This is a genomic window from Dysosmobacter sp. Sow4_B12, from assembly GCF_052116665.1.
Taxonomy (GTDB): domain Bacteria; phylum Bacillota; class Clostridia; order Oscillospirales; family Oscillospiraceae; genus Oscillibacter.
In genome coordinates this window covers 56,838-82,997 of the sequence record NZ_JBQKKR010000009.1, presented here as the reverse complement: position 1 = coordinate 82,997, position 26,160 = coordinate 56,838, and the positions used below count along the sequence as shown (strand labels likewise).

The 26,160-nt window shown below is 60.2% G+C and carries 24 protein-coding genes; 17 read left to right on the top strand and 7 right to left on the bottom strand.

All coding sequences use genetic code 11. The features are described from left to right. Positions 1-87: 87 nt before the first annotated feature. The gene (gene rpmH, locus ACTQ4R_RS09360) at positions 88-228 is read right to left on the bottom strand and encodes a 50S ribosomal protein L34 (protein ID WP_091131350.1); all 141 of its coding nucleotides are present in this window, start codon (positions 226-228) and stop codon (positions 88-90) included. A gap of 397 nt (positions 229-625) precedes the next feature. Here rpmH and dnaA point away from each other — a divergent pair, with 397 nt between their 5' ends. From dnaA to ACTQ4R_RS09295, 13 genes are all read left to right on the top strand, one after another. Continuing rightward, positions 626-1,927 carry a chromosomal replication initiator protein DnaA gene (gene dnaA, locus ACTQ4R_RS09355; protein ID WP_441628021.1) on the top strand — a complete coding sequence of 434 codons (1,302 nt, stop codon included), beginning with the start codon at positions 626-628 and terminating at the stop codon, positions 1,925-1,927. Between the two features lie 256 nt (positions 1,928-2,183). After that, the gene (gene dnaN / locus ACTQ4R_RS09350) at positions 2,184-3,296 is read left to right on the top strand and encodes a DNA polymerase III subunit beta (RefSeq protein ID WP_441628019.1); all 1,113 of its coding nucleotides are present in this window, start codon (positions 2,184-2,186) and stop codon (positions 3,294-3,296) included. Positions 3,297-3,321: 25 nt separating this feature from the next. Beyond that, positions 3,322-3,537, top strand: coding sequence for an RNA-binding S4 domain-containing protein (locus tag ACTQ4R_RS09345; protein ID WP_441628017.1), 216 nt, complete (start codon positions 3,322-3,324; stop codon positions 3,535-3,537). After that, complete coding sequence (gene recF, locus ACTQ4R_RS09340) at positions 3,527-4,630, top strand: DNA replication/repair protein RecF (RefSeq protein ID WP_441628015.1); 1,104 nt, start codon at positions 3,527-3,529, stop codon at positions 4,628-4,630. The genes ACTQ4R_RS09345 and recF overlap by 11 nt, the downstream gene beginning before the upstream one ends. Before the next feature lie 30 nt (positions 4,631-4,660). Next, entirely contained in the window at positions 4,661-4,927 is a 267-nt protein-coding gene (gene remB, locus ACTQ4R_RS09335) for an extracellular matrix regulator RemB (protein WP_441628013.1), read from the top strand. Between the two features lie 99 nt (positions 4,928-5,026). Then, complete coding sequence (gyrB, locus tag ACTQ4R_RS09330) at positions 5,027-6,976, top strand: DNA topoisomerase (ATP-hydrolyzing) subunit B (protein ID WP_441628011.1); 1,950 nt, start codon at positions 5,027-5,029, stop codon at positions 6,974-6,976. 15 nt (positions 6,977-6,991) lie between these two features. Continuing rightward, positions 6,992-9,487: a DNA gyrase subunit A gene (gene gyrA / locus ACTQ4R_RS09325; protein WP_441628009.1), complete on the top strand. Its 2,496-nt coding sequence runs from the start codon at positions 6,992-6,994 to the stop codon at positions 9,485-9,487. A gap of 93 nt (positions 9,488-9,580) precedes the next feature. Further along, a complete protein-coding gene (locus tag ACTQ4R_RS09320) occupies positions 9,581-9,916 on the top strand; it encodes a hypothetical protein (protein WP_441628007.1) in 336 nt (111 codons plus the stop codon). Between the two features lie 86 nt (positions 9,917-10,002). Continuing rightward, a complete protein-coding gene (locus ACTQ4R_RS09315) occupies positions 10,003-11,577 on the top strand; it encodes an LTA synthase family protein (RefSeq protein ID WP_441628005.1) in 1,575 nt (524 codons plus the stop codon). After that, entirely contained in the window at positions 11,574-12,011 is a 438-nt protein-coding gene (rnhA, locus tag ACTQ4R_RS09310; protein WP_441628003.1) for a ribonuclease HI, read from the top strand. The genes ACTQ4R_RS09315 and rnhA overlap by 4 nt, the downstream gene beginning before the upstream one ends. A gap of 812 nt (positions 12,012-12,823) precedes the next feature. Then, entirely contained in the window at positions 12,824-14,734 is a 1,911-nt protein-coding gene (locus ACTQ4R_RS09305; protein WP_441628001.1) for an NAD(+) synthase, read from the top strand. 204 nt (positions 14,735-14,938) lie between these two features. After that, complete coding sequence (locus tag ACTQ4R_RS09300; protein ID WP_441627999.1) at positions 14,939-15,319, top strand: Fur family transcriptional regulator; 381 nt, start codon at positions 14,939-14,941, stop codon at positions 15,317-15,319. 88 nt (positions 15,320-15,407) lie between these two features. Then, a complete protein-coding gene (locus tag ACTQ4R_RS09295) occupies positions 15,408-15,971 on the top strand; it encodes a 6-pyruvoyl trahydropterin synthase family protein (RefSeq protein ID WP_441627997.1) in 564 nt (187 codons plus the stop codon). Positions 15,972-16,050: 79 nt separating this feature from the next. Here ACTQ4R_RS09295 and ACTQ4R_RS09290 read toward each other — a convergent pair whose 3' ends face one another. The 3 genes from ACTQ4R_RS09290 to ACTQ4R_RS09280 form a co-directional block, all read right to left on the bottom strand. Continuing rightward, positions 16,051-17,940, bottom strand: a complete 1,890-nt coding sequence (locus tag ACTQ4R_RS09290; protein WP_441628041.1) for a heavy metal translocating P-type ATPase — start codon at positions 17,938-17,940, stop codon at positions 16,051-16,053. Positions 17,941-18,085: 145 nt separating this feature from the next. Next, positions 18,086-18,301, bottom strand: coding sequence for a cation transporter (locus ACTQ4R_RS09285; protein ID WP_441627995.1), 216 nt, complete (start codon positions 18,299-18,301; stop codon positions 18,086-18,088). 37 nt (positions 18,302-18,338) lie between these two features. Continuing rightward, on the bottom strand, positions 18,339-18,701 hold the full coding sequence (locus ACTQ4R_RS09280; protein WP_441627993.1) for an ArsR/SmtB family transcription factor: 363 nt from the start codon (positions 18,699-18,701) through the stop codon (positions 18,339-18,341). A gap of 147 nt (positions 18,702-18,848) precedes the next feature. Here ACTQ4R_RS09280 and ACTQ4R_RS09275 point away from each other — a divergent pair, with 147 nt between their 5' ends. Then, on the top strand, positions 18,849-19,277 hold the full coding sequence (locus ACTQ4R_RS09275; RefSeq protein ID WP_441627991.1) for a PaaI family thioesterase: 429 nt from the start codon (positions 18,849-18,851) through the stop codon (positions 19,275-19,277). A 46-nt stretch (positions 19,278-19,323) separates the two neighbouring features. Here ACTQ4R_RS09275 and ACTQ4R_RS09270 read toward each other — a convergent pair whose 3' ends face one another. Further along, positions 19,324-20,658 (bottom strand): helix-turn-helix domain-containing protein, encoded by a 1,335-nt coding sequence (locus tag ACTQ4R_RS09270; protein WP_441627989.1) that lies wholly within the window; start codon positions 20,656-20,658, stop codon positions 19,324-19,326. Positions 20,659-20,818: 160 nt separating this feature from the next. Here ACTQ4R_RS09270 and ACTQ4R_RS09265 point away from each other — a divergent pair, with 160 nt between their 5' ends. The 3 genes from ACTQ4R_RS09265 to ACTQ4R_RS09255 are packed head-to-tail and all read left to right on the top strand — an operon-like array spanning position 20,819 to position 24,119. Then, positions 20,819-21,946 carry a M20/M25/M40 family metallo-hydrolase gene (locus tag ACTQ4R_RS09265; RefSeq protein WP_441627987.1) on the top strand — a complete coding sequence of 376 codons (1,128 nt, stop codon included), beginning with the start codon at positions 20,819-20,821 and terminating at the stop codon, positions 21,944-21,946. Between the two features lie 38 nt (positions 21,947-21,984). After that, on the top strand, positions 21,985-23,202 hold the full coding sequence (locus tag ACTQ4R_RS09260) for a hypothetical protein (protein ID WP_441627985.1): 1,218 nt from the start codon (positions 21,985-21,987) through the stop codon (positions 23,200-23,202). Positions 23,203-23,210: 8 nt separating this feature from the next. Next, on the top strand, positions 23,211-24,119 hold the full coding sequence (locus ACTQ4R_RS09255; protein ID WP_441627983.1) for an AEC family transporter: 909 nt from the start codon (positions 23,211-23,213) through the stop codon (positions 24,117-24,119). A 45-nt stretch (positions 24,120-24,164) separates the two neighbouring features. On the opposite strand, the gene ACTQ4R_RS09250 is transcribed toward ACTQ4R_RS09255, so the two are convergent. Then, positions 24,165-25,361, bottom strand: a complete 1,197-nt coding sequence (locus ACTQ4R_RS09250; RefSeq protein WP_441627981.1) for a sensor histidine kinase — start codon at positions 25,359-25,361, stop codon at positions 24,165-24,167. Positions 25,362-25,467: 106 nt separating this feature from the next. Continuing rightward, positions 25,468-26,148, bottom strand: coding sequence for a response regulator transcription factor (locus ACTQ4R_RS09245; protein WP_441627979.1), 681 nt, complete (start codon positions 26,146-26,148; stop codon positions 25,468-25,470). Positions 26,149-26,160 lie beyond the last annotated feature (12 nt).

The window sequence follows — 26,160 nt, the reverse complement described above, 5'->3', positions numbered from 1 at the left end:
AACTCTTATAGGGACGGAGGAATCTCACGCAATTCCCACCGTCCCTAAGACGTCTTGTTCAAGTGTCTCCCGCGCGTTCCGTTTCGATCAGTGGGTCAGACGGGCGCGGCCCTTGGCGCGGCGACGGGCCAGGACCTTGCGGCCGTCAGCGGTAGCCATTCTCTTGCGGAAGCCGTGGACCTTGGAGCGGTGCAGCTTCTTGGGCTGATAGGTACGTTTCGTTGCCATGTTGAGACACCTCCTGTCAGAATTCCGGTCATCCCTGGGGATGACACTTACTCGACGCCGCCCCGAAGGGCTGACGCAGTAAACGAGTATCAAGGCGCCATTCGCGGCGCACCGAATAGTATACAGATTTTTTTCAAATGTGTCAACAAAAACTTAAAAATTCCGTAAAAAATCTGCTTTTTTTCCGCTTTTACACACCTATTTCAAAATGTGGTGTTTTTCTCCGTCAAAAAACTCTATATCTAGTCTCCTCTCCCCTCCGGATTTTTTTCACTTTTTTGAACTTATTATTAGAATATGTATTGTCAGCGATTCGTTTTTTTGCTATAATAACACTGTATTGTTTTGTCCATTTTTAACTAGAGAGAGGTGCTTCTTTTTGAATTCCGTCGCTGATGTGTGGGATAAGATCCTGGACCGACTGAAGGGCGAGCTTTCGGAAACGACCATCAACACCTGGTTCGACGAGCTGGAGGCCGTGGACATCCGCGGAAATACCTTCATTCTCCACTGCTCCAACGATTTCAAGCGGAGCAACATTGAAAACCTGTTCATGAAAAACATCAAGGATACGATCCGGGATTTCTTCTCCATGGATTTCGAGGTCCGTATTCTGGACGACCTGGCGTACGCGGAGCTCAGCGGCGGACCCAAAAAGCAGAGTGACCGCTTTACCTCCGACGAGTTCACCTTTGAGACCTTTGTGGTGGGCCCCTCCAACAAGCTGGCCTACGCCGCCTCCGTGGCGGTGGCGGAGCATCCCGCCCAGAATTACAACCCCCTCCTCATTTACGGGGACTCCGGCCTTGGCAAGACCCACCTGATCTACGCCATCGCCAACGTCATCAAGAAAAACGACTCCCGGGCCAAGATCGCCTACGTCAAGGGCGACGATTTGACCAACGAGTTGGTGGCCGCCATCCAGGCCGGCCCAAACAAGACCGCCGAAATGCGTGAAAAATACCGCCAGGCGGACCTTCTGCTGGTGGATGACGTGCAGTTCATCGCCGGCAAAAAGCAGACCCAGGAGGAGTTTTTCCATACCTTCAACAACCTCTACGAGTCCGGCCGCCAAATCGTTCTGACCTCCGACCGTCCCCCCTCTGAGATGACCATGCTGGAGGACCGCCTCCGCACCCGGTTTGAGTGGGGCCTGCTGGTGGACGTGGCTCCGCCGGATTTTGAGACCCGCCTGGCCATCGTGAAGAACAAGGCGGCGCTGCTGGGCTTGGACCTGCCGGACAAGGTGGCGGTGTTCATCGCGGAGAACGTCACCGCCAACGTCCGCCAGCTGGAGGGCACCATCAATAAGATCATGGCCTTCAAGGACCTTTTGGGCAACGACACCGACGAGGAAACCGTCACCCGTGCCATCCAGGACATGCTCAAGCGCAGCAACGAATACGTTCCCACCCCCGAGGCCATTTTGGAGTACATCAGCAAGTACTACAACCTGGAGGAGTCCATCATCCGGGGCCAGCAGCGGGTGCGGGACGCCGTGGCCGCCCGGCAGATCGCCATGTACCTCATCCGCAGCATGACGAACCTGAGCCTGGACGACATCGGCAAGCAGTTCGACAACCGGGACCACTCCACGGTGCTGTACTCCATCAAGCAGGTGGAAAAGCAGATGAAGAAGGACGCCGCCTTTGCCGAGACCGTGAAGGCCATCAAGACCAACATCAACTCCCGCCGGTAAGGCGGTATTTTCTCCACTTCTTCTGTGGAAAAACAAAAACGTTCCTGTGGAAACTTTTCCGGGGAAACGGGCCGTTGAAAATCCGTGCACCTTTTCAACACCCCCTGTGGAGCTTCCAACCCTTGCGGCTTCTGCGTTTCCCGCCCTTTTCCACAACTTTTTTCTCTACGGCTCCTTTTTACTAACAAAGATTGATTCTTTTCTGTTTAAAAAGACAGGCCGCGACCATTTATCCCAACTGAAAGGACGTGTCCCCATGAAATTCTCCTGCGAAAAGACGCTGCTGCAAAGCGCCATCGCCGTCACCAGCCGCGCCGTCGCCCAGAAAAGCTCCATCCCCGCCCTGGAGGGGCTGCTGCTCCACGCGGACCATCAGCTGACCGTCTCCGGCTACAACATGCAGACCGGTATCCGCACCAAGATCTCCGCCGATGTGCCCCAGGGCGGCGACATCGTGCTGAACGCCCGCCTGTTCGGCGACATCATCCGCCGCATGCCAGACGATGTGGTCACCTTCACCTCCGACGAAAAGCAGGTGGTCCACCTCCACTGCGGCGACGCGGATTTCGACATCGTGGGTCTTTCCGCCGCGGACTATCCGGACCTGCCGGAGGTGGAGGACGAGTACGCCGTCTCCATCCAGCAGAAGGTCCTCCGCGCCATGATCGAGGAGACATCCTTCGCCGTGTCCACCAACGAAAGCCGCCCGGTCCACACCGGCGCCCTGTTTGAGGTCACGGACAAGGGCCTTGCCATGGTGGCGGTGGACGGCTTCCGCCTGGCCATCCGCCGGGAGCCCCTGGAAAAGATCGAGGGCGGCGCCTTCTCCTTCGTGGCCCCCGGCTCCGCCCTCAACGAGGTGAAGAGCATCTGCGCCGACACCGAGGACCTGGCCTCCGTCACCCTGGGCAAGCGGCACATTTTGTTTGAGGTGGGCGACACGGAGCTCATCTGCCGCCGGCTGGAGGGCGAGTTCCTGGACTATAAGAACGCCATCCCCCGGAAAAACCCCATCACCGTCATCGCCGACACCAAGGCATTGATCGAGAGCATCGACCGTGTGTCCGTGGTCATTTCCGATAAGCTGAAAAGCCCCGTCCGGTGCCTGTTCGACCATGACAAGGTATTTCTCTCCGCCAAGACCGGCAACGGCGAGGCCAAGGACGTCTGCCGCCTCTCCGGCGACGGCGGCGGTCTGGAGATCGGCTTCAACAACCGCTATTTGATGGAGGCCCTGCGCTACGCCCCCGCCGATACCGTAAAGATCGAGCTGAATACCGGCGTGTCCCCCGCCATTATCGTCCCCGTGGACGGTGAGGAGAACTTCCTCTACATGGTCCTGCCGGTGCGTCTGAAATCCGCGGAGTAACCGTCTGAAAACGAACAGGAGCGCTATGAAAACCATCATCATTACAACTGAATTTATCAAGCTCCAGGACCTTTTGAAGTTCGCCAACCTGGTAGAGACCGGCGGCGAGGCCAAGGAGCGCATCCAAGCCGGCGAGGTCACTGTGAACGGCGAGGTGTGCACCATGCGGGGCAAGAAGATCCGTCCCGGCGACGACGTTTGCTTCGCGGGGCAGCACTACACGGTGTCCTATGCGGATTGACGTCCTGACCCTCCAGTCCTTTCGGAATTATGGAAACCAGTCGGTCCGGTTCGACCCGTGGTGCAACGTCATTTTCGGCGAGAATGCCCAGGGCAAGACCAACCTGCTGGAGGCCCTGGTCTACCTCTCCTGCGGCCGCTCTCCCCGGGCCAAAACGGACCGGGAGATGATCGGCTTCGACGCGCCCTCCGCCCGGATGGAGGCAAATATCTTCGCCAGAGACCGGGATTTCCGGGTCCGGGTGGACCTTTACCGGGACAGGCGGCGAAAAATGTCCGTTAACCAGGTGCCGGCGAAAAACAGCGCCGAGCTGAGCCAGGTGTACAACACTGTCTTCTTCTGTCCGGACGACCTGTACCTTATCCGGGAGGGCGCCGCCAGCCGGCGGAAGTTTATGGATAATGCGTTATGTCAACTTCGTCCCCGGTATGCCGCAGCCCTTTCCGCCTATCACCGGGCCTATGATCAAAAGACCCGCATCCTGCGGGACAGCGAGGAGCGGCCGGACCTGCTGGCGGCTCTGCCGGACTTCAACGAGCAGCTGGTGCGCTTCGGCGCCGTGCTGGTCCATTACCGCAGCCAGTTCGCGTCCCGGCTCAGCGAGTACGCCGCCATGCACCACCGGGAGTGCTCCGGCGGCCGGGAGGTGTTGGAGGTCCGGTATCAGACGGTGTCCGCCGTCACGGACCCATCGGCGGAGGTCTCCGTTCTCACGGAGCAGCTGCGCCGCCACATGGAGGACCACCAGATAGCGGAGCGGGCCTCCCGGCTGTGTTTGTCCGGCCCCCACAAGGACGATTTGTCGGTCACCATCGACGGCCGGGACGCCAAGAGCTACGCCTCCCAGGGCCAGACCCGGACGGCGGCTCTTTCCATGAAGCTGGCGGAGCGGGAAATCTACAAAAACGTCACCGGGGAGTATCCGGTGCTGCTGCTGGACGATGTGCTCAGCGAGCTGGACCCCAAGCGCCAGGAGTTTGTGCTCAACCGCATCGCCGGCGGCCAGGTGTTCATTACCTGCTGCGAGGATGACCGCCTGCCCCGGATGCTGGGGGGCCGGGTGTTTCACGTGGAGCATGGCGTCATCCGGTAAGGGATTTGTGTTTGGGAAAGGAATACAGGTATGTACCTTCATTTAGGCCAGAACGAGATCGTCTCCGACCACCGCATCATCGGTATTTTTGACCTGGATAAATGCAGCTACGGAAAGCGCACCCGGGAATATCTGGCGGCGGCGGAGCAGGAGGGCGTGGTGCTGGATGTGTCCGGCGACCTGCCCAAGTCCTTCGTGGTCTGCGACCACCCCTACCACCCCCAGATCGTGTATCTGAGCCAGCTGGCGCCCTCCACCCTAAAAAACCGGGCGGAGAGCCGGAAGCTGGAATTATAAGCAAAAGCACGAGGCAAGGAGAAACGGGCCGGAAAGGGCTCCGGCCCGGCTCTTCTTGCCTTGTATAAGGAAAACGACCCCCTTGAAAGGAGAAACCACATGGCAGAAAATGAGATTTTAAACTCCACCGCCGTGGATGCGGCCAACGAATACGACGCCTCCGAGATCCAGGTCCTGGAGGGACTGGAGGCTGTCCGCAAGCGGCCCGGCATGTATATCGGCTCCACGTCCACCTCCGGCCTGCACCACCTGGTGTACGAGATCGTGGACAACGCCATCGACGAGGCCCTGGCCGGCTACTGCACGGATATTCTCGTGCAGATCAACGAGGACGACACCATCACCGTGGAGGACAACGGCCGCGGCATCCCCGTGGACATCCAGGCCCAGACCGGAAAGCCCGCCCTGGAGGTGGTGTATACCGTCCTCCATGCCGGCGGCAAGTTCGGCGGTGGCGGCTACAAGGTCTCCGGCGGCCTCCACGGCGTGGGCGCCTCCGTGGTCAACGCCCTTTCCGAGTGGCTGACGGTCCAGGTCCACCGGGACGGCAAAATTCACGAAATGAAGTTCTCCCGGGGCCATGTGACGGAGGAAATGACCGTCATCGGTACCACGGACCACACCGGCACCACCGTCACCTTCAAGCCGGACCCGGAGATGTTCGAGGACACGGTGTACAATTACGAGACCCTCCACACCCGCATGCGGGAGGAGGCGTTCTTGAACGCTGGCCTGCGCATCCGCACTGTGGATAAGCGCCCCGGCAAGGAAGAATCGGATGACCTGTGCTATGAGGGCGGCATCCGGGAGTTCGTCACCTGGCTCAATAAGAGCAAGGACGCCCTGCACCCCGGCGTTATCTACATGGCCGGGCAGAAGGACGACTCCATGGCGGAGGTTGCCCTGCAGTATAACGACGGCTATAACGAGACCATTTTGTCCTTCGCCAACAATGTCCACACCCCCGAGGGCGGCATGCACGAGGAGGGCTTCAAGCGGGCGCTGACCAACGTTCTCAACGCCTACGGCCGCAAGATCAAAATGCTCAAGGACGATGAGAAGGTCTCCGGCGAGGACTGCCGGGAGGGCCTCACCTGCGTCATTTCCGTAAAGCTGACGGAGGCCCAGTTTGAGGGCCAGACGAAGGCGAAGCTGGGCAACAGCGAAATTCGCACCCTGGTGAATAACATCGTCTCCGACAAGCTGGAGGTTTTCCTGGAGGAGAATCCCCAGGTGGGCCGCATGATTTTGGACAAAGCACTCACCGCGGGCCGTGCCCGGGAGGCCGCCAAGCGCGCCCGGGAATCCATCCGCCGCAAGACCGCTCTCGGCGGCGCCGCCATGCCCGACAAGCTCCGGGACTGCAATGAAAATAACCCAGAGCTCACCGAAATTTACATCGTCGAGGGCGACTCCGCAGGCGGCTCCGCCACCCAGGGACGGGACTCCCGGTTCCAGGCCATCCTGCCCCTGTGGGGCAAGATGCTGAACGTGGAAAAGGCCCGGGCGGACAAGGTCTACGGCAACGACAAGCTCCAGCCGGTCATCACGGCCCTGGGCGCCGGCATCGGCGACGAGTTCGACCCCGCCAAGCTCCGCTATCACAAGGTCATCATCATGGCCGATGCGGATGTGGACGGCTCCCACATCCGCACCCTGCTGCTGACGTTCTTCTTCCGCTTCATGCGGCCCCTCATTGAGCAGGGGTATGTGTACTCCGCCGTGCCGCCCCTTTATAAGCTGACCCGGGGCAAGACCACCCGGGTGGCCTTCTCCGACGAGGAGCGGGACGCCATCTCCGCCGAGCTGCGGGGCGGCAACCCCAATGTGAAGGTGGACATCAACCGCTTCAAGGGCCTGGGCGAAATGAACCCCCACGAGCTGTGGGAGACCACCATGGACCCGGAGAAGCGGACATTGCGCCGCATCACCCTGGACGACGCCGTGAAGGCCGACGAGACCTTTACCATTTTAATGGGCGAAAAGGTGGAGCCCCGCAAGGAGTTCATCGAAAAGAACGCCAAGTACGCCGTGAATCTGGATTACTAAAGGAGGGATACCGACATGTCTAAAAAACCCCAATACGACCCCGAGGAGATCCGGTATCCCGACCAGCGGATCGTGGAATCCCCCCTGGTCCCCGAGATGGAGAAATCCTACATTGAGTACGCCATGAGCGTCATCGTGGGCCGGGCCCTGCCGGACGTGCGGGACGGCCTGAAGCCCGTCCACCGCCGCATCCTGTACGCCATGTACGAGGACAACCTCACCTCTGACCGGCCCTTCAAAAAGTCCGCCACCTGCGTGGGCGACGTGCTGGGCCGGTATCACCCCCACGGCGACGCCTCCGTGTACGACGCCCTGGTCCGCCTTGCCCAGGATTTCTCCATGCGCTACATGCTGGTGGACGGCCACGGCAACTTCGGCTCCGTGGATGGCGACCCCCCGGCGGCCTACCGTTACACCGAGGCCCGTTTGGCCAAGATCTCCAACGAAATGCTGCGGGACATTGACAAGGACACCGTGGACTGGGACCCCAACTTTGACGAAAGCCGCAAGGAGCCCCGGGTCCTCCCCTCCCGCTTCCCCAACCTGCTGGTGAACGGCTCCAGCGGCATCGCCGTGGGCATGGCCACCAACATCCCGCCCCACAACCTGCGGGAGGTCATCGGCGCCTGCATCTGCGTGCTGGACGACCCGGAGGCTACCCTGGCGGACCTCATGCAGCACGTGAAGGGCCCCGACTTCCCCACCCGGGGCATCATCATGGGCCGCAGCGGTATCCGGGCGGCCTACGCCACCGGCCGGGGCCGGCTGGTCATCCGGGCCCGCCACGAGTTTGAGGAGTTCGGCAAGGACCGCACCCGCATCGTCATCACGGAAATTCCCTACCAGGTCAACAAGCGCATGCTCATCAAGAGCATGGCCGAGCAGGTGGAGGACAAGCGCCTGGAGGGCATTTCCGACATCCGGGACGAGTCCGACCGCAACGGCATGCGCATCGTGATCGAGCTGAAGCGGGACGCCAACCCCCAGGTGGTGCTCAACCGCCTTTTCGCCCAGACCCAGCTGCAGACGACGTTTGCCATCAACATGCTGGCCCTGGTGCAGAACCAGTCCCAGCCCAAAATACTCTCCCTGCGGCACATCATCGACGAGTACCTGGCCTTCCAGGAGGAGATCATCGTCCGGCGGACGAAGTACGACTTGAAAAAGGCCCAGGAGCGGGCCCACCTGCTGGAGGGCCTGCTCATCGCCCAGGACAATATCGACGAGGTCATTAAGATCATCCGCTCCAGCTATGACGACGCCAAGGAAAACCTCATGGCCCGCTTCGGCCTGGACGACATCCAGGCCCAGGCCATTCTGGACATGCGCCTCAAGGCCCTCCAGGGACTGGACCGGGAGAAGCTGGAGGCGGAGTACAAGGAGCTGGAGGAGAAGATCGCCTGGTACAACAAGGTCCTCTCCGACGAGGGTCTGGTCCGCCAGATTTTGAAAGAAGAGCTCCAGGCCATCGCCGACAAGTTCGGCGACGACCGCAAGACCGAGATCCAGGACGTGGAGGACGAGATCGACATTGAGGACCTCATTGAGGAGGAACAGTGCGTCTTTACCCTCACCCAGGCGGGCTACATCAAGCGCACCCCCGTCAGCGAGTACACCGCCCAAAGCAAGGGCGGCATGGGTAAAAAGGGCATCACCACCCGGGAGGAGGACTATGTGGTGGACGTGTTCACCGCCTCCACCCACGACTATATCCTCTTCTTCACCGACACCGGCAAGGTCTACCGGAAGAAGGGCTATCAGATCCCCGAGTCCGGCAAGACCGCCAAGGGCACCAATATCGTCAACATCCTCCAGGTGGAGCAGGGCGAGCGGGTCCAGACCATGCTCCACTTCCGGGAGACCGGGAATGAGGAGCTGTACCTGGTGATGGTCACCCGCAACGGCACCGTAAAGCGCCTGCCGGTGTCCACGCTGAAGAACCTGCGGAACAACGGCATCCGCGCCCTGACCCTGGACGAGGGCGACGCCCTGGTCACCGTCCGGGAGACCGACGGCACCAAGAAGATCCTCATCGCCACCCATGACGGCCAGGCGGTCTGCTTCGACGAAAACGACATCCGGCCCATGGGCCGCACCGCCGTGGGCGTCCGGGGCATCCGCCTCCGGGAGGGCGACTACGTGGTGGGCGCTGCCCGGGCCGCCGAGGGCAAGTGCGTCCTCTCCATCACGGAAAAGGGCTACGGCAAGCGCACCAGCGTGGAGGAATACCGCATCACCAACCGGGGCGGCCTCGGCATCAAGAACTACATGGTCACGGAAAAGACCGGCGGCGTCGTAGGCGTCAAGGTGGTGGACGGCAGCGAGGACCTGCTCCTGGTGACCCAGGCGGGCATCCTCATCCGCACCGCTGTGGAGAATATCCGCACCGCCGGCCGGGCCACTCAGGGCGTCATCGTCATGCGCTTCAAGGAGGAGGGCGACCGGGTCATCTCCCTGGCTCTGGCGGACAAGGACGAATCCCAGGAGACGGAGACCGGCACTGAGGCGTGAGAAAACATGCATAAATAAAAAGCAGATGCCATCTTGATCAAAAAAGATGGCATCTGCCATGATATTCTGTAAGTTTGAGGAGACGAGCGACCTATGCTCCGGCGTAAATTTGAGAGAGACCTTTTGCGAACCGGCTGGTTTGATATATCCATTCAAATAGGGCTGGACAGTGCTGTCATCACGGGAATTTTTTCTTCGTTGCTGGTGCTGTGCACCGTGGGCGCAGTGGATGTTTCCCGGAAAGCGGCAGTTGTCTTTCTGGCTGCTGCCATGTTGATTTCCCTGCTGAAAGTTGATATTCCGGAGGGACGGCCTTCGGTTGTTTTCGGCTGGGCCATGCTGTTGGGCGGCAGTGTCATCACCGCGTTTTTAAGTCAAATGTTTTTGTATGCTCCTTTTTTAAGCTGGGATGGTTTCTTGTCGGACTGAACACGGCGTGCTGTGCAGTAGTATCTCTGGCGGTGTTTTTATTTAGCGGCAAGTGGAAAACGTCTCTTGTGGTGTCTCAGTTTCTGTTGATCGGATTTACGCTGATCGATGAATTTGTTACGCAAGGCCGTGGCGCGGACTTGGTTTTTTACGACATTTTCAGCGCAAAAACAGCCCTGAACGTCATTTCCAATTATCATTTTTCCGTAACAAGGGTCATGCGGTATGGGTTGCTCCTGTTTGGTCTGGAGTTGGCTGCTTTATACCGGGTCAATCTGCGCAACTCAAAGGCTGGGAAAAGGCAGCGTGTATTCAGCGGTGTGTTGGTGGCCGGACTGATTTTACTAATTTGTGTCAGCGAAAAAAATTTGGGGGATATTCGGTTTTTTAATACCAGGTGGGACAACGGTTTTTTGCTGAACTTTACTTTAACGGCAAAGGATGCCTTTGTGAAAAAGCCGGATGGATACGGTGATGGAGTCGTCACAAAGTTGGAGGAGCAGTATTCCACAGAGCCGGAACCCATGCGGCGAAAGCCCAATATCATCGTGATCATGAATGAGTCTTTCACGGATTATGAGGCCTGCGGCTCGCTCCGCACCAACATGAAGGATGTGCTTCCCTTTTATCACAGCCTCACGGAAAATACCGTCAAGGGCTGTGCCCTTTCAAGTATTTACGGCGGCGGTACGCCAAATTCCGAGTATGAGTTTTTAACGGGAAATTCCGTACATTTTTTGCCGGAGGGCTCTTCGGCGTATAAAACGTACATCAAGAATCCCACATACTCCATGGTCAGTGAGCTGAAGTCGCTGGGATATGACTGCGTCGCCATGCATCCGCTTCTGGCAAGTGGGTGGAACCGGGACAACGCATATCCCCTGCTCGGGTTTGACGAGATGTTGTTTCTGGATGATTTCCCGCAAAAAGACCTGGTGCGAAAATATGTAAGCGACCGGGAGATGTATGAAAAGATCATCGAGGTCTATGAGCGGGAAAAAAACAATCAGGATTTCATTTTCGGTGTGACCATGCAAAACCACGGCGGATATGACTATACAGGGGAAAACTATGAAAAGACAGTTACGCTGGAGGGGTATTCCCGGGACTATCCGGATGTGGAACAATACCTGTCGCTGCTGCACGAGAGCGATTCCGCCCTGGAGTTCCTGATCGATTATTTTTCGAATGTGGAGGAAGATGTGGTCATCGTCTTTTTCGGGGACCACCAGCCCAGTCTCAGCGATGGTTTTCTGGAAGAAGTCATTGGGAAACCTTCCTCGGAATGGGGACTTCGTGAAGCTGAGTTGCAGTATACGGTTCCCTTCTTCATTTGGACAAACTATGATTCGGAGGAACAGGTCATTCCGATCACCAGCTTGAATTATCTCTCCGGCTATGTGTATGACGCGGCGGAAATTTCGCTGCCCCCATACAATTGCTTTTTGAAAGACCTGGAACAGGAGATACCGGCAATGAACCGCCGTGGGTACTATTCCGCAAAAAGTGGAGAATGGCAGTCCTATGACCACGCGGATGCTGAGACCTCTGAGCTCCTTCGCCAGTATCACTGCCTGGTTTACCAATCTTTGTTTGACTATGAGAATTTAAGCTCTGTATTTTTCCCGTTACATGGGTTGTTTCAGGAGAAAGCATCATGAAAACAGTTACGATCTATACAGACGGCGCTTGCAGCGGTAACCCCGGCCCGGGAGGATGGGGCGCCATCCTGCTCTACGGCTCCCACAGGCGGGAGCTGTCCGGCGGCGAGGCGGAGACCACCAACAACCGCATGGAGCTCACCGCCGTCATCCAGGCCCTGTCCCTTTTGAAGGAGCCCTGCATCGTGGAGCTGTGGTCCGACTCCAAGTACGTCATCGACGGCCTCTCCAAGGGCTGGGCGAAGGGCTGGAAGGCCCGGGGCTGGGTAAAAAGCGACAAAAAGCCCGCATTGAACCCGGACCTGTGGGACCGGCTGCTGGCCCTGACGGACATCCACACCCTCCACTACCACTGGGTCAAAGGCCACGCGGAGAATGAGTATAATAACCGCTGCGACGAGCTGGCGGTCATGGAAAGCCGGAAGTTCAAATAAGAACCGTGGCCTTTGAGCGCCGCAAAGCGGCGCCGCTGCGGAAGCAGCGCACAAGCATTTTGCGCAGCAAAATCTTGGACCGGGCGGGCTTTGCCTGCCCGGTCAAATCAAATCCGGGGCCCCCACAGGACGAAAGTCCTGTGGGGAAACCACGCGGAGAATGAGTATAACAACCGCTGCGACGAGCTGGCGGTCATGGAAAGCCGGAAGTTCAAATAAGAACCGTGGCCTTTGAGCGCCGCAAAGCGGCGCCGCTGCGGAAGCAGCGCACAAGCATTTTGCGCAGCAAAATCTTGGACCGGGCGGGCTGAGCCTGCCCGGTCAAATCAAATCCGGGGCCCCCACAGGACGAAAGTCCTGTGGGGAAACCACGCGGAGAACGAGTATAATAACCGCTGCGACGAGCTGGCGGTCATGGAAAGCCGGAAGTTCAAATAAGAACCGTGGCCTTTGAGCGCCGCAAAGTGGCGTACAGGCATTGAACAAAAAAGGAGCTTTGTAAAAAACAAAGCTCCTTTTTTCCGGGCATCGCGAAAGCAATCGTTTTCCTCTGAAACATTCACAAACTGTTCATAAGAAAAACATAATTCGGTCAAAATTATTTAGTATCTTATCATCAAGCAAAGGGTCCTCCCAAGCCCAATGCGTTTTCTCCCTCCTAAAACACACACAGCAAAAAGGACCGCCACCGGCGGTCCTTTTTGTGTTTAAAAACCGGCGGGAGGGGCGGAATGGACAAAGGCTCACTTGTAAAAGCGAATTGCCCGGTGTAAAATACAAGCAAACGATATTCCCGACAGGAGGTTTTTCATATGAAAGATGGGTTCATCACCGTGGCCTGCGGCACACCGAAGCTGCGCCTGGCGGACTGCGACTATAACGCGGAGCAGACCTTTACCTTGATGCGCAAGGCGGAAAAGGCCGGCGCCAAGGTGCTGGTGCTGCCGGAGCTGGGCTTGACGGGCTACACCTGCGGCGACCTGTTTTACCAGGACGCCCTGCTGCGGGGCGCGGAGCAGGCGCTGGCCACCGTGCTGGAGGCTACCAGGAACCTGGAGGTGGTCACCGCTGTGGGCCTGCCCCTGCGGGTCAATAACAAATTGTATAATTGCGCGGCAATTATACAAAAAGGAGCGGTTTTGGGCGTGGTCCCCAAGACCCATCTGCCCAATTACAGCGAATTTTACGAAAAGCGCCAGTTTGCCGCCGCTCCGGCGGAGAATGGGACGGTGACGCTGTTCGGCAAGTCCGTGCCCTTCGGAAACAAGCTGGTGTTCCGCTGCGCCGCCATGCCGGACCTGGCCCTGGGCTTTGAGATCTGCGAGGACATGTGGGCGCCCTGCTCCCCCGCCGTGGACCTGGCGGCGGCTGGGGCCACCGTGGTGGGCAACCTCTCCGCCAGCAACGACATCATCGGCAAGGACGCCTACCGCCGCCAGCTGGTGACCATGCAGTCGGCAAAGCTGCTGTGCGGCTATGTCTATACCAGCTGCGGCGAGGGAGAGTCCTCTTCCGACGTGGTGTTCGGCGCCCACCAGATGATCGCGGAAAACGGCACCATGCTGGCGGAGCGCCGGTTCGACGGCGGAATGCTGGTGTCCGAGGTGGATGTGCAGAAACTGGCTTACGAGCGCCGCCGGACCCAGATGTTCGACCAGGCGCCGGCGGTGTGGGAGGTCCCCTTCTCCCTCACCGTGTCCGACACGAAGCTCACCCGCTACGTGGCTCCCCAGCCCTTCGTCCCCGAGGGGAAGGAGGACCGGGACGCCCGCTGCCGGGAGATTTTACTCACCGCCTCCCTGGGCCTCAAGCAGCGGCTGGAGCACACCGGCGCAAAAACAGCGGTGGTGGGCCTCTCCGGCGGCCTGGACTCCACGCTGGCGGTCCTCATCACCGGCCTCGCCATGAAGATGCTGGACCGGCCCATGACGGACATCGTGGCCGTCACCATGCCCTGCTTCGGCACCACGGACCGCACCCGCAACAACGCTGTCATCCTGGCGGAGCAGATGGGCGCTACGCTGCGTACCGTGGACATTTCCAACTCCGTCCGCAGCCATTTCAAGGACATCGGCCACGACATGGAGGACCACTCTGTCACCTTTGAAAACGGCCAGGCCCGGGAGCGGACCCAGGTCCTTATGGACATCGCCAACCAGAGCGGCGGCATCGTCATCGGCACCGGCGACCTCAGCGAGTTGGCTCTGGGCTGGTGCACCTATAACGGCGACCACATGAGCATGTACGCCGTCAACTGCTCCATCCCCAAGACTCTGGTGCGGCATTTGGTAGCCTACCTGGCCCGGGACAACGCCAAAAAGGACGAGGCCCTCCACGACGTGCTGGAGGACATTCTGGACACCCCCGTTTCCCCGGAGCTGCTGCCCGCCGTCCAGGGGCAGATCAGTCAAAAGACCGAGGACCTGGTGGGACCCTACGAGCTCCACGACTTCTTCCTGTACTACATGCTCCGCTGGGGCTTCTCTCCCCGGAAGGTGTACCGCCTGGCGGTGTACGCCCTGGGGGGTCAGTACAGCCGGGAGGTCATTTTGAAGTGGCTCAAGACCTTCTACCGCCGCTTCTTCTCCCAGCAGTTCAAGCGCAACTGCGTCCCCGACGGCCCCAAGATCGGCTCCGTGGCCCTCTCCCCCCGCGGCGACTGGCGCATGCCGTCTGACGCGAAAATGAATCTGTGGCAGGCAGAGCTGGAAACGCTGGAATAAATCCGGCTGAGGTGCGCCAGTCACCACTTCGGGGTCCCCGCCGGAGCAAGATACACTGAAATGTTGGAATCAAGAAAAAAGACCGCCTTTGGCGGCCTTTTTTCAATGTCTCCCCCTAAAACAGCGAACAGCTGTAAAAATATAATTGACATATATTCCTTATTGATATATTATATTAATAAGAAACGATAGGATTTGATTGTTATGATAAAACGAAACACGATCCAATGCTCTCTGGTACAGGAGACCGTCCAACAGCTTCCGGGACATGTGACTGCCGATGAGGTCTACGACGCCATCGTCAAAGACCACCCCAACATCAGCCGGGCGACGGTGTACCGGAATTTGAACCGCCTGTCCCAGATGGGGAAGATCCGCAGGATCGAGGTCCCCGGCGGAGCGGACCGGTTTGAGCGCTGGTGCCATCCGCACTATCATATCAAATGCGAGAGATGCGGCCGTGTCTTTGATGTGGACATGGAATACATCCCCCACCTGGAGGAGAAGATCAAGGACACCCATGGCTTTGAACTGACGGGCCATGACATTCTGTTCACGGGAATCTGTCCCCAGTGCAGAACGTGAGGCGCGGGCACCGGGCGGCTGCTGTGGAGCGTATACGGACGCTGAGGAATCATCCGTAAATGATAGATCAAAAGGGGAGGCAATCATTATGAGAAGCATTACGAAGTTGGACCTGCAATACGCCCACAGATTCTACGGTTTTAAAGGAGAGGCGCAGTATCTCCATGGACACACCGGCGTTCTGACCATTGAGGTGGAGGATTCCGTGGAGCCCGGCGTCAATATGGTATTCCCCTGCAATGAGATCCAGAAAACCGCCTGGGAAGTGCTGAAAAACTTTGACCACGCGCTGATCCTGCGGGAGGACGACCCCCTGCTGCCCGCGGTGCTGAAGGTCTACGAGGAGCAGGGCATCCGCAACGGCGCGCCCACCAACAAGATGAAGGGTCCCGCCTTCCAGACGGAGCTGGCCACCGCGTATCCGGAGTGCCGCCTGGTGGTGACGAAGGAGACCATGACCGTGGAGGGTATGATCAAGATCGTATACGACCTGCTGAAGGATAAGCTGAACATCGCCAAGCTCACCTTTACCAGCGGCGTCAACGCCGCCTCCCAGGAATATACGCCCACGAAGCAGATGGACCGCTGCCCCCTGTGCGGTATCGCGCTGAATGAAAACGGCGTCTGCCCCAAGTGCGGCTACAAGAAGTAAGACCCGGCGAAAAACAGCGTAGATAAAAAAGCACACCGAAGCGGCCGCTTCGGTGTGCTTTTTCTGTTGGCCCGGCAGGTCATTTCCGGAACTCCTCCACCCGCAGGCACCGCATGGCGTTGAGGATGGCGATGAAGGCCACGCCCACGTCGGCGAACACGGCCTCCCACATGGTGGCCATGCCGAAGGCGCCCAGCAGCAGTACCGCGCCCTTGACGCCCAGGGCGAACCAGATGTTCTGCTTGACGATGCGCAGCGTCTTGCGGGAAATGCGCATGGCCGTGGCGATCTTGGAGGGCTTGTCGTCCATGAGGACGATGTCCGCGGCCTCAATGGCGGCGTCAGAGCCCAGGGCGCCCATGGCGATGCCGATGTCCGCCCGGCTGAGGACCGGCGCGTCGTTGATGCCGTCGCCCACGAAGGCCACCCGGGCTTCCGGACGCTTGGCGGCAAGGATGCGCTCCGCCCAGTCCACCTTGTCCGCCGGCAGCAGCTGGGCGTGGTACTCGTCCACGCCCAGCTCCGCGGCCACGGACTTGGCCACGGCCTCGGCGTCGCCGGTGAGCATGACGGTCCGCTTCACGCCGCTGGCCTTCAGGTCGGCGATGGCGTCCCTGGCGTCCTCCTTGGGCAGGTCCGAGATGACGATGTGTCCGGCGTAGAAACCGTCCGCCGTCACGTGGACGATGGTGCCCGGCAGCTCGCAGGGCAGGAAATTCACGTTCTGCCGCTCCATGAGGCGGCTGTTGCCCACGCACACGGTCCGGCCGTCCACCTTGGCGCACACGCCGTGGCCGGCGATCTCCTCCACGTCCGAGACCCGGCCGGCGTCAAGCTGGGACTGGCAGGCCTTCCGCAGGGACAGGGAGATGGGGTGGTCCGAGTACTGCTCCGCCAGGGCGGCGTATTCCAGCACCTGCTGCGCCGTGAAGCCCTCCTCCGGGTGGACGGCGGTGACGGTGAAGGTGCCCTTGGTCAAGGTTCCGGTCTTGTCGAAGATGATGGTCTCCGTCTTGGCCAGGGCCTCTAAGTAGTTGCTGCCCTTCACCAGGATGCCGCACTTGCTGGCGCCGCCGATGCCGCCGAAGAAGCTCAAGGGCACGGAGATCACCAACGCGCAGGGGCAGGAGATGACCAGGAAGATGAGAGCCCGGTGGAGCCAGTCCGTCCAGACGGTGCCGTTCAAAAAGCCCAGGGGCGCGCCCAGGACCAGCAGGATTGTGGGAATGAGGAACAGCGCCGCGGCGGAGAGCACCACGCAGGGGGTGTAGTACCGGGCGAAGCGGGTGATGAAGTTCTCGCTGGTGGATTTTTTCTCGCTGGCGTTTTCCACCAGGTCCAGAATCTTGGACACGGTGGATTCCTCGCAGGGCCGGGTCACCCGGATGCGCAGAACACCGCTCTGGTTGACGCAGCCGCTGATGACGTCGTCGCCCACGCCCACGTCCCGGGGCACGGATTCGCCGGTGAGGGCGGCGGTGTCCAGCGAGGATTCGCCGGTGAGGACCGTGCCGTCCAGGGGCACCCGCTCGCCGGGCTTCACCACGATGACAGCGCCCACCGCCACGTCCTCCGGGTCCACCTCCTCTGTGGAGCCGTCCTCCCGCTCTAAGTTAGCGGTGTCGGGGCGGATGTCCATAAGGGCGGCGATGGACTGCCGGGACTTGCCCACGGCGTAGTCCTGGAACAGCTCGCCCACCTGGTAGAACAGCATAACGAACACCGCCTCGGCGTATTCCGCCGTGGCGAAGGCGCCCACAGTGGCCAGGGCCATGAGGAAGTTCTCGTCAAACACCTGGCCGCCCCGGATGTTGCGGACGGCCCGGTACAAAACGTCCCAGCCGATGACGGCGTAGGGCGCCAGGTAGCAAAGAGCCGTCAAAAGTCCCTGCTCCGGCAGCAGCTCCAGGGCGCACAGCCCCTTCACAAGGACCAGCAGCACAGCTGCGGCGACGATGCGCCGCAGCATTTTTTTCTGTTTTTTCGTAAGGTCTTTCACGGAAAAATTCTCCTTTCCAGGGGAAAAGGGTCAAAATTCGTCCAGCCCGGAGCCCCGGTCTGGACAGGAATATTCATGCTCCGGGGGATGTTCCATCCCCCGGAGCGGCAGGGTGTCAAACGAACAACTCGCAGTCGGGCTCCACCTTTTTGGCCACGGCTTCGACTTCCTTCAAGATCTCGTCAAAGCGGGCGTCATCGGCATCCAGGACCAGCTTCTGGGCCATGAAGTTCACGGTGGCGTCGTTGACGCCGTCGATCTTCTTCACGGCGGCTTCCACCTTGGCGGCGCAGTTGGCGCAGTCCACAACGAATTTGAAACGCTTTTTCATGATGATTTCCTCCCGTTTTTATAAAAATGTGGAAAACTTACTCGGCTACATGCTCCAGACCCTGGTCGATGATGGTCTTCACATGGTCGTCCGCCAGGGAGTAGAACACGGTCTTGCCCTCCCGGCGGGCCTTCACCAGCCGCGCGTTTTTCAGCGCCCGCAGCTGATGGGAAATGGCGGATTGGGTCATGCCCAGCAGCGCCGCGATGTCGCACACGCACATCTCCGCCTCAAACAGCACGTACAAAATGCGGATGCGGGTAGAGTCGCCGAAAATGCGGAACAATTCGCACAGGTCGTACAGGGTGTCCTCCCCCGGCATCTCCCGGCGGACCTTTTCCACGATCTCCTCGTGGGCGTGGATAAAGTCGCAGCACTCGACATTGTAGCGATCTTCCATGGGCCCCTCCTTAACAAATGAATAATTGTTCATATGTTCAGTATACGCATTGAGAGACATTTGTCAACCCCGTTTTCAAAAAAATGTGGAAAAGAAGCGGGAGCCATGGTACACTAAGGGGCAAATGAGAGAAATGAGGATAGTTTCATGACGGAGCTCGAAAAGGTAATCCAGGAGCGGGAGAAGAAAAACGGCTTCATGCTCCATAATTTTATTGAGATGGAATCCGTGGAGCGGGACCGGGCGGTGTTCAAGCTCACCATCCGGCCGGAGAGCAAAAACCCCTATGGCATGATTCACGGCGGCGCCATCTACACCCTGGCGGACAACGCCACCGGCACCGCCGCCCACACCGACGGCCGCTACTATGTCACCCAGACCAGCGCCCTCCACTTCCTGCGCAACCAGTCGGAGGGCACCGTCCGGGCCACGGCCACCGTCCGCCACCGGGGACATTCCACGGTGCTGACGGCGGTGGACATCACCGGCGACGACGGCAAGCTCATCGCCACCGGGGAGTTCACCTTCTTCTGCGTGGACAAGGACATCATGGATTCCAAGGTGAAGGGGAATTGAATGAAAGACCGGAGGACGAAGGTTCTCCGGTCTTTCATTCGGCGTTTTACAGCGGGGTGCCGTCCACATCCGGCAGACTGTCCGGCAGGATGAATTTCATGACCCGGGCTGGGCGGCCCTTGCCGGTGGAGCGCTTGCCAACGATGGTGACGCAGCCCTCCTCCTCCAGCCGGGCGATGATGCGGTTGACGCTGCGGGCGGTGATGTTCAGCCGCTGTGCCAGCTCCTCGGAGGTCATGGTGTCCCCGTACTGGCGCAGGACCCGCTGGAGCTTTTCCAGGGTGTCGGTGCCCACCTGGAGCTTTTTGGCGAAAAAGCTCTGGGCCTGCTCTCCCGGCTGCGGCCCGCTGTATTCCAGAGGCTCCGCCACCTGCTGCTCGTTTTCCACCAGGTAGGAGCTGCCGGAGCGGTCCGCCACGGCGTGGTTTAGGGCCATGTGGGCCCGGGACTTGGCCTCCAGCATGGAGTTGCCGATGCCGATGCCCAGCCACACCCGGTATTCCGGAGACCGCTGGCCGTATTGCAGCAGCCGGCAGTATTCCTTGTCCTTCAAAAACACGTTCATGAGCATGGTGCGGGTGGTAACGATGAAATAGTGGTCCAGGCCGCCGCCGAATACGGCGGCCTCCATCCGCTGGGCCAGGGCGTACACCCGCTCTTTGAACTCGTTTTGGTAGCGGACCTTCTCCCACTCCCGGAGGAACAGGTCGTGCTCGTCGTCGAAGGTGTAGTCAAAATGAATGGCGATGACCGCCAGCTTGCCCTGGTTTTCCCGGGCGGACAGGTCCAGGATCTGCAGATGGTGCACCTGCTCCTGCACCGCCTCCTCCGAAGGGTAGATGCGCACGCAGGGGATACCCTCCGCCCGCAGGGGGTCCAGGATGTGCTGCATGCTGGTAAAGCACACGGACACCTCTCCCCGCAGATAACAGTCCCGGTGGAAATCCAGGAGCTTTTTCTCAAAGGAGGGGGCCTCAAAGCCGTAGGGGGCCCGGTGAATCTCCGCGCCGTGGATGCCGGCGCTTTCCAGCACCCGGTTCAGAAGGTCCGTTTCGTAGCGGTCCACGCTGATGGCCTTCAGGTCGCTTTGGTAAAGGGCCATGGCCTCCAAAAAGGCCTGCAGGGCGGAAGTGCGGTTGTGGGGCAGGAAGCTCCAGGGAATGGTGGGCGTCACGCGGCTGCGGGCGTAGGCGTAGTTGGTGGGGCCGGTGAACAAAATGGCGCCCACCTCCCGGTCCGCCTGGAATTCCGCCGCCATGTCCCCCGACTGCTCATAAAAGTCCGAGCAGTGATAGATGAACTGGATGTCCGGCAGCTCCCGCTCCGCCACCCGGCGCACCACATTTACCGTGATTTCCGGGCCAATCACACCAATTTTCATAGTAAATTTCTCCGTTTCGACAATTAAAGACACAAAAATTTATTTCGGACATTATTTTACACCTATTAAAGACGGGGTGCAAGTGATACCTTGAATTATAAATTAGTTCAATTGTTTAAAGCAATACCCCGTGATACTCCAATCCAGAGGAGGAAACCCCATGAAAAACGAAAGAATGTACGAAGAGCTGCTGGAGCTGCTGACCACGGACTCCGCCGCCGGCAAGGAAAACGCCATCGCGGACAAGCTGACGGAGAAGATGAAGGCCCTGGGCTTCACAGTGACACAGGACCGCGCCGGAGACACCTTCGGCGGCGAGTGCGGCAACGTCATCGCCGTGCGTGAGGGCGAGCTGCAGGGCTCTTTGTTCCTCAGCTCCCACATGGACCGGGTCCCCAACGGCCTGGGCATCAAGCCTGTGGAAAAGGACGGCGTGCTGTATTCCGACGGTACCACCATTCTGGCCGCTGACGACATCTCCGGCGTGTGCGCCATTTTGGAGGGCCTGCGGCAGGTCCTCGCCGCCGGCACCCCCCTGCCCCGCATCGAGGTGGTGTTCTCCGTGGGTGAGGAGACCGGCCTCTTCGGCGCCAAGGCCCTGGACATGTCCATGATCCAGTCCCGGGTGGGCTATATCTTCGACTCCCCCGGCGGCATCGGCCGCTTTGTCAACGGCGCCCCCGGCATGTTCCACTTGAATGTGGAGATCACCGGCCGTCCCGCCCACGCCGGCAACGAGCCGGAAAAGGGCATCGACGCCGCCAAGACCATGTGCGACATGCTCTCCACGCTGAAGCAGGGCCGCCTGGACGAGATGTCCACCGCCAACTTCCCCATGCTCTCCACCGGCTCCACCGCCCGCAACGTGGTGTGCGACTTCGCCTCCTTCAAGGGCGAGGCCCGCAGCCGTGATTTCCAGCGCCTGGTGGATTACGTGGCCTACTTCGAGGGCCACTGCAAAAAGGTGGCCGAGGAGCACGGCGCCGGCATCAAGGTGGAGAAGATCGAAAACTTCCTGCCCTTCGCCATCCCCGAGGAGGACGAGGCCCTGGTGGTGGCGAGAGCCGCCTGCGAAAAGCTGGGCCTTCAGTACCGGGCCGAGGTAGGCGGCGGCGGCATGGACGCCAACATCTACAACAACAAGGGTATGGCCACCGTGGGCGTCGCCACCGGCTACACCAAGAACCATACCAAAAACGAGCAGCTGGTCCTGGAGGACTTCTACAAGTCCGGCGAGCTTGCTCAGACCCTCATTGAGACTTTCGCGGCACGCTGCGAGTCTAAATAAATCTGTGTGTGCAACAAATGTTTAGGAGGTAACTACATATGGAGTTGACACAATACCAAGCAGTATTTATGATCCTGCTGATTTTCTTCGTCGGCGACCTGGTGGGCGCCCTCACGAAGGCCAAGATCTCTTCCATGTTCGTCATCATGATGGGCTTCCTGGTCCTGTTCCTGACCGGCGTCTATCCCGCTGACATCATGACCACCGCCGGCTTCGCGGGCGTTGCGTCCCTGGGCCAGTATTTCCTGCTGTTCAACATGGGCACGTCCGTGGACCTGCCCACCCTGCGCCGTGAGTGGCGCACCGTGGTGGGCGCCATCATCGGCATGGCCGCCGCCATCGTGGGCTGCTGCGTGGCCATCCCCATCATCGGCAAGGACTTCGCCCTGGCCGCCGCTCCCGTCGTCAACGGCGGTATCGTGGCCACCACCACCATGGTCCAGGCCTGCGACGAAAAGGGCCTGGCCGCTGCCGCCGCCCTGGCTACCTTCATTTACGCCGTGCAGAAGTTCGTGGGCACCCTGCCCGCCTCCAACTGCGGTCTGAGCGTGGCCAACGAGCTGGTGGCCGACCTGCGGGCCAAGCACGCCGCCGACCCCAATTACAGCTGGTACGCTGAGCAGACCAGCAGCACCGGCACCGCCGCCGCCAAGGAGCCCCTGTGGAAGGGCATCAAGAAGTACTACACCACCTTCATCTGCCTGGCCATCGGCGCCGCCGCCATCGTGCTGGCCCAGACTATCGCCAAGGTCCTCAAGCCCACTCCCCTGAGCTTCATCAACATGTCCATCCTGTGCATGGTATTCGGCATCACCGCCCGCAACACCGGCCTGGTGCCTCCCAACATTATGCGCGACCAGGCCAAGGCCAACGGCTTCTTCTCCTTCCTGTCCCTGTGCACCATCATCCCCTCCCTGGCCAAGATCGACGTCTCCATGCTGCCCTCCATCGGCTTTGCCACCGTGGTCATCTTCGTCCTGGTGCTGGTGTTCACCTTCATCACCTTCATGCTGACTCCCGCCTGGAAGGTTGTGGGCAGCAAGAAGCTGGCCATCGGCATCGCCATGTGCCAAATGATCGGCTATCCCGGCACCGAGCTCATCGCCACCGAGATCTCCAACGCTGTTGCCCAGACCGAGGAAGAGCGTGACGCCGTCACCGCCCGCATCCAGACCGCCTACGTTATTTCCGGATTCACCTCTGTTACCATCCTGTCCGTGGTCATCGCCGGCATCCTGGCTGGCTTCATCGGCTGAGAGAGGCTATGCTGATCTCGATCCTGCTGCGGCAGATCGCCATTATGGCGCTGCTGATGGCCGTGGGTATCCTCTTGAGCCGGAGAGGCTTCCTCTCCCCGCAAGGCACCAAGGACCTGGGCGCCATCCTGCTGCGGATCATCATTCCCTGCGTCATTGTCAAATCGTATATCACCACATACTCCCGGGAGCGCCTGCTTGAGCTGGCGCTCTCGGCGGGTCTGGCCCTGGTGGCCTTCATCCTGGCCATGGGCATCGCCTACCTGGTGTACGGCAAGCGCCGCCGCATCGAAAACTTCGCCGCCGCCTTCTGCAACGCCGGCTTCATCGGCATCCCCCTGGCCCAGGCGGTCATCGGCGACGAGGGCGTTTTCTACATGGCGGCCTCCGTGGCCCTTTTAAACCTGTTCCAGTGGACGTACGGTGTATACATCATGACGGACCGGAAGGATTCGATCCGCGCCAAGACCATCGTCAAAAACCCGGTGGTCATTGCCATCGTCGTCGGCATTGCGCTGTTCCTCAGCCGCCTGCCGGTGCCGGGCATCCTCACCAGCACCCTGGGCTATATCGCCGGCATGAACACCCCGGTGGCCATGATCCTCATGGGCACCTACATGGCAAAGCTCCCCTGGCGCAAGCTGCTGGACAAGCGGGCTTACGGCTGCGTGCTGCTGCGGCTGGTGGTCATCCCCGCCGTGGTGCTGGCGGTGTTCTGGGCGCTGCCCATCTCCAACCAGAACGTGGCTCTGGCCGCCTATCTGGCTGCCGTCACTCCCGTGGGCGCCAACATCTGCGTGTTCGCCCAGCAGTACGACTGCGACTACGAGTTCAGCGTGGTCACCGTGTGCCTGAGCACCGTGCTGTCCATCGTGACGGTGCCCCTCATGGTGTCCCTGGCCCAGATGGTCATGTAAATGTAAAAAAGGACCCGGATGCTTTGCATCCGGGTCCTTTCATGTTCATTTTTTCAGCAGCGGCAGGGTGAGGGTAAAGCGGGTGGAGGCGGCGTCGCTCTCCGCCTTCAAGGTGCCCTTGTGCTCGGCGGCGATGGCGGCGGCGATGGGCAGCCCCAGGCCGAAGCCGCTCTGCTCCCCCCCCCGGGAGGCGTCCGCCCGGTAAAACCGCTCAAACAGGCGCCGCAGCTGCTCCGGCGGGATGGGGTCGCCGGGGTTGGACACCGTCAGCCGGGCCTGCCGGTCCGTCTTTTGCAGGGTCAGGGTGATGGTGCCCGCCGGCGCGCCGTACTTGATGGCGTTGTCCAGCAGCACGGAAACCACCTGCCGCAGCTTGTCCCCGTCTCCCAGCACCTCCACATCCTCCGCGATGTGGGACTCCAGGGCCTTGCCCGCCTCAAAGGCCACCGGCTCAAAGGCCAGGACGCAGTCCTCGGCGGCGGTGGACAGGCACAGGCGCGACAGGACGGCGGTCTGGACGGCGTTGTCCGCCCGGGCCAGGGTCAGCATCTGCTCCACCAGGGAGCGCATCCGCTGGGCCTCGGAGTGGATGTTGTCCACCCAGCGGGCGGGCTTGTCTGAAAGAGGGGCGGCCTCCAGTAGGGCCGCGTTGGAGAGAATGACGGTCAAGGGTGTTTTCAGCTCGTGGGAGGCGTCGGACAAAAACTGGCGCTGCTGGCGCCAGGCCCGCTCCACTGGCGCCGTGGCCCAACGGGACAGGACCACCGCCGCCGCCAGCAGCACAAGCAGCGCCATGAGGGCAATGAGCAGGTAGGCCCCCATCATCCGCCGGAGCATGGCCAGCTCCATGGACATGTCCACAAAGGCGATCTTCTGGTAAAGGCCGTTGTCCTGGCGCAGATACCGCAGCTGGTAGTCTTCAACAGTGCCCTCCTGCCCTTTTTGGGACAGGCAGTCCGCCAAAATGGCCCGGAGGGTGTCTGTGTCCTCCAGGTTGGAGTAGGTGCCGCCGGTGACATAGGCGGTGTCCCCCCATACGTTGACGGTAAAGTAGGGCAGCAGCACCCGCTCACCGCCGATGTTGATGCTGGCGTCCGGCCGGACGGGGGCGCCGCTGAAACGGTCCGTCTCCTCCTGAATCACCCGGTGGAGCACCTGGCGGCTGAGGCTCTCCATGCTGCGGGCGGCGGACATGTACACCAGGGAGAACACCACCGCCAACACCACAGATACCAATGCCATACAAATGGCCACAAATTTGAAACGCAGCCTGCGGATCATGGCAAAGCCCCCTGTTGAAAACTTTGTTGAAAAAGTGGATAAACCTGTGGAAAAGGTGGAAAACAGGTCAAACGGCCGGGGGCTCCAGACAGTAGCCCACCATGCGGATGGTGCGGATCTTTACCTGGGAGCGCAGGTGCTCCAGCTTCCGCCGCAGGAAGGAGACATACACCTCCACGTTGTTGTCCTCGGCGTCGGACTCATAGCCCCAGATCTTCACCAGGAGGCTCTCCTTGGTAATGACCTGCTTTTGGTTGAGCATGAGCAGCTCCATCATGTCAAATTCCTTGCGGCTGAGGCGGACGCTCCGCTCCCCACAGGAGAGGGTGAAGCTGCTCTTATCCAGCGTCAGGTCCCCGCAGGAGAGCGCGTCCGTGTTCCGCAGCTCCGGCTGCCGCCGGGTCAAGGCACGGACGCAGGCCATGAGCTCCCGGGGCTCAAAGGGCTTGGTCAGATAGTAATCGGCACCCCGGTCCAGCCCCTCCACCCGGTCGGAAAGCTCGGACCGGGCCGTGAGCATCAGGACCGGCACGGCGCTGCCGGACTCCCGCAGCCGCCGCAGCACCGTGAAGCCGTCCATTTTCGGCAGCATCACATCCAGGATAATGACGTCGTAAATGCCGGTGAGGGCCTCGTCCAGACCGGATTCGCCGTCGTTGCGGGTGTCGGCGGTATAGCCGCCCAGCTCCAGCAGGTCCTGGAGGGTGGCCGCCAGCCGGACCTCGTCCTCAATGACCAGTACGCGCATGTGGGTTTACCT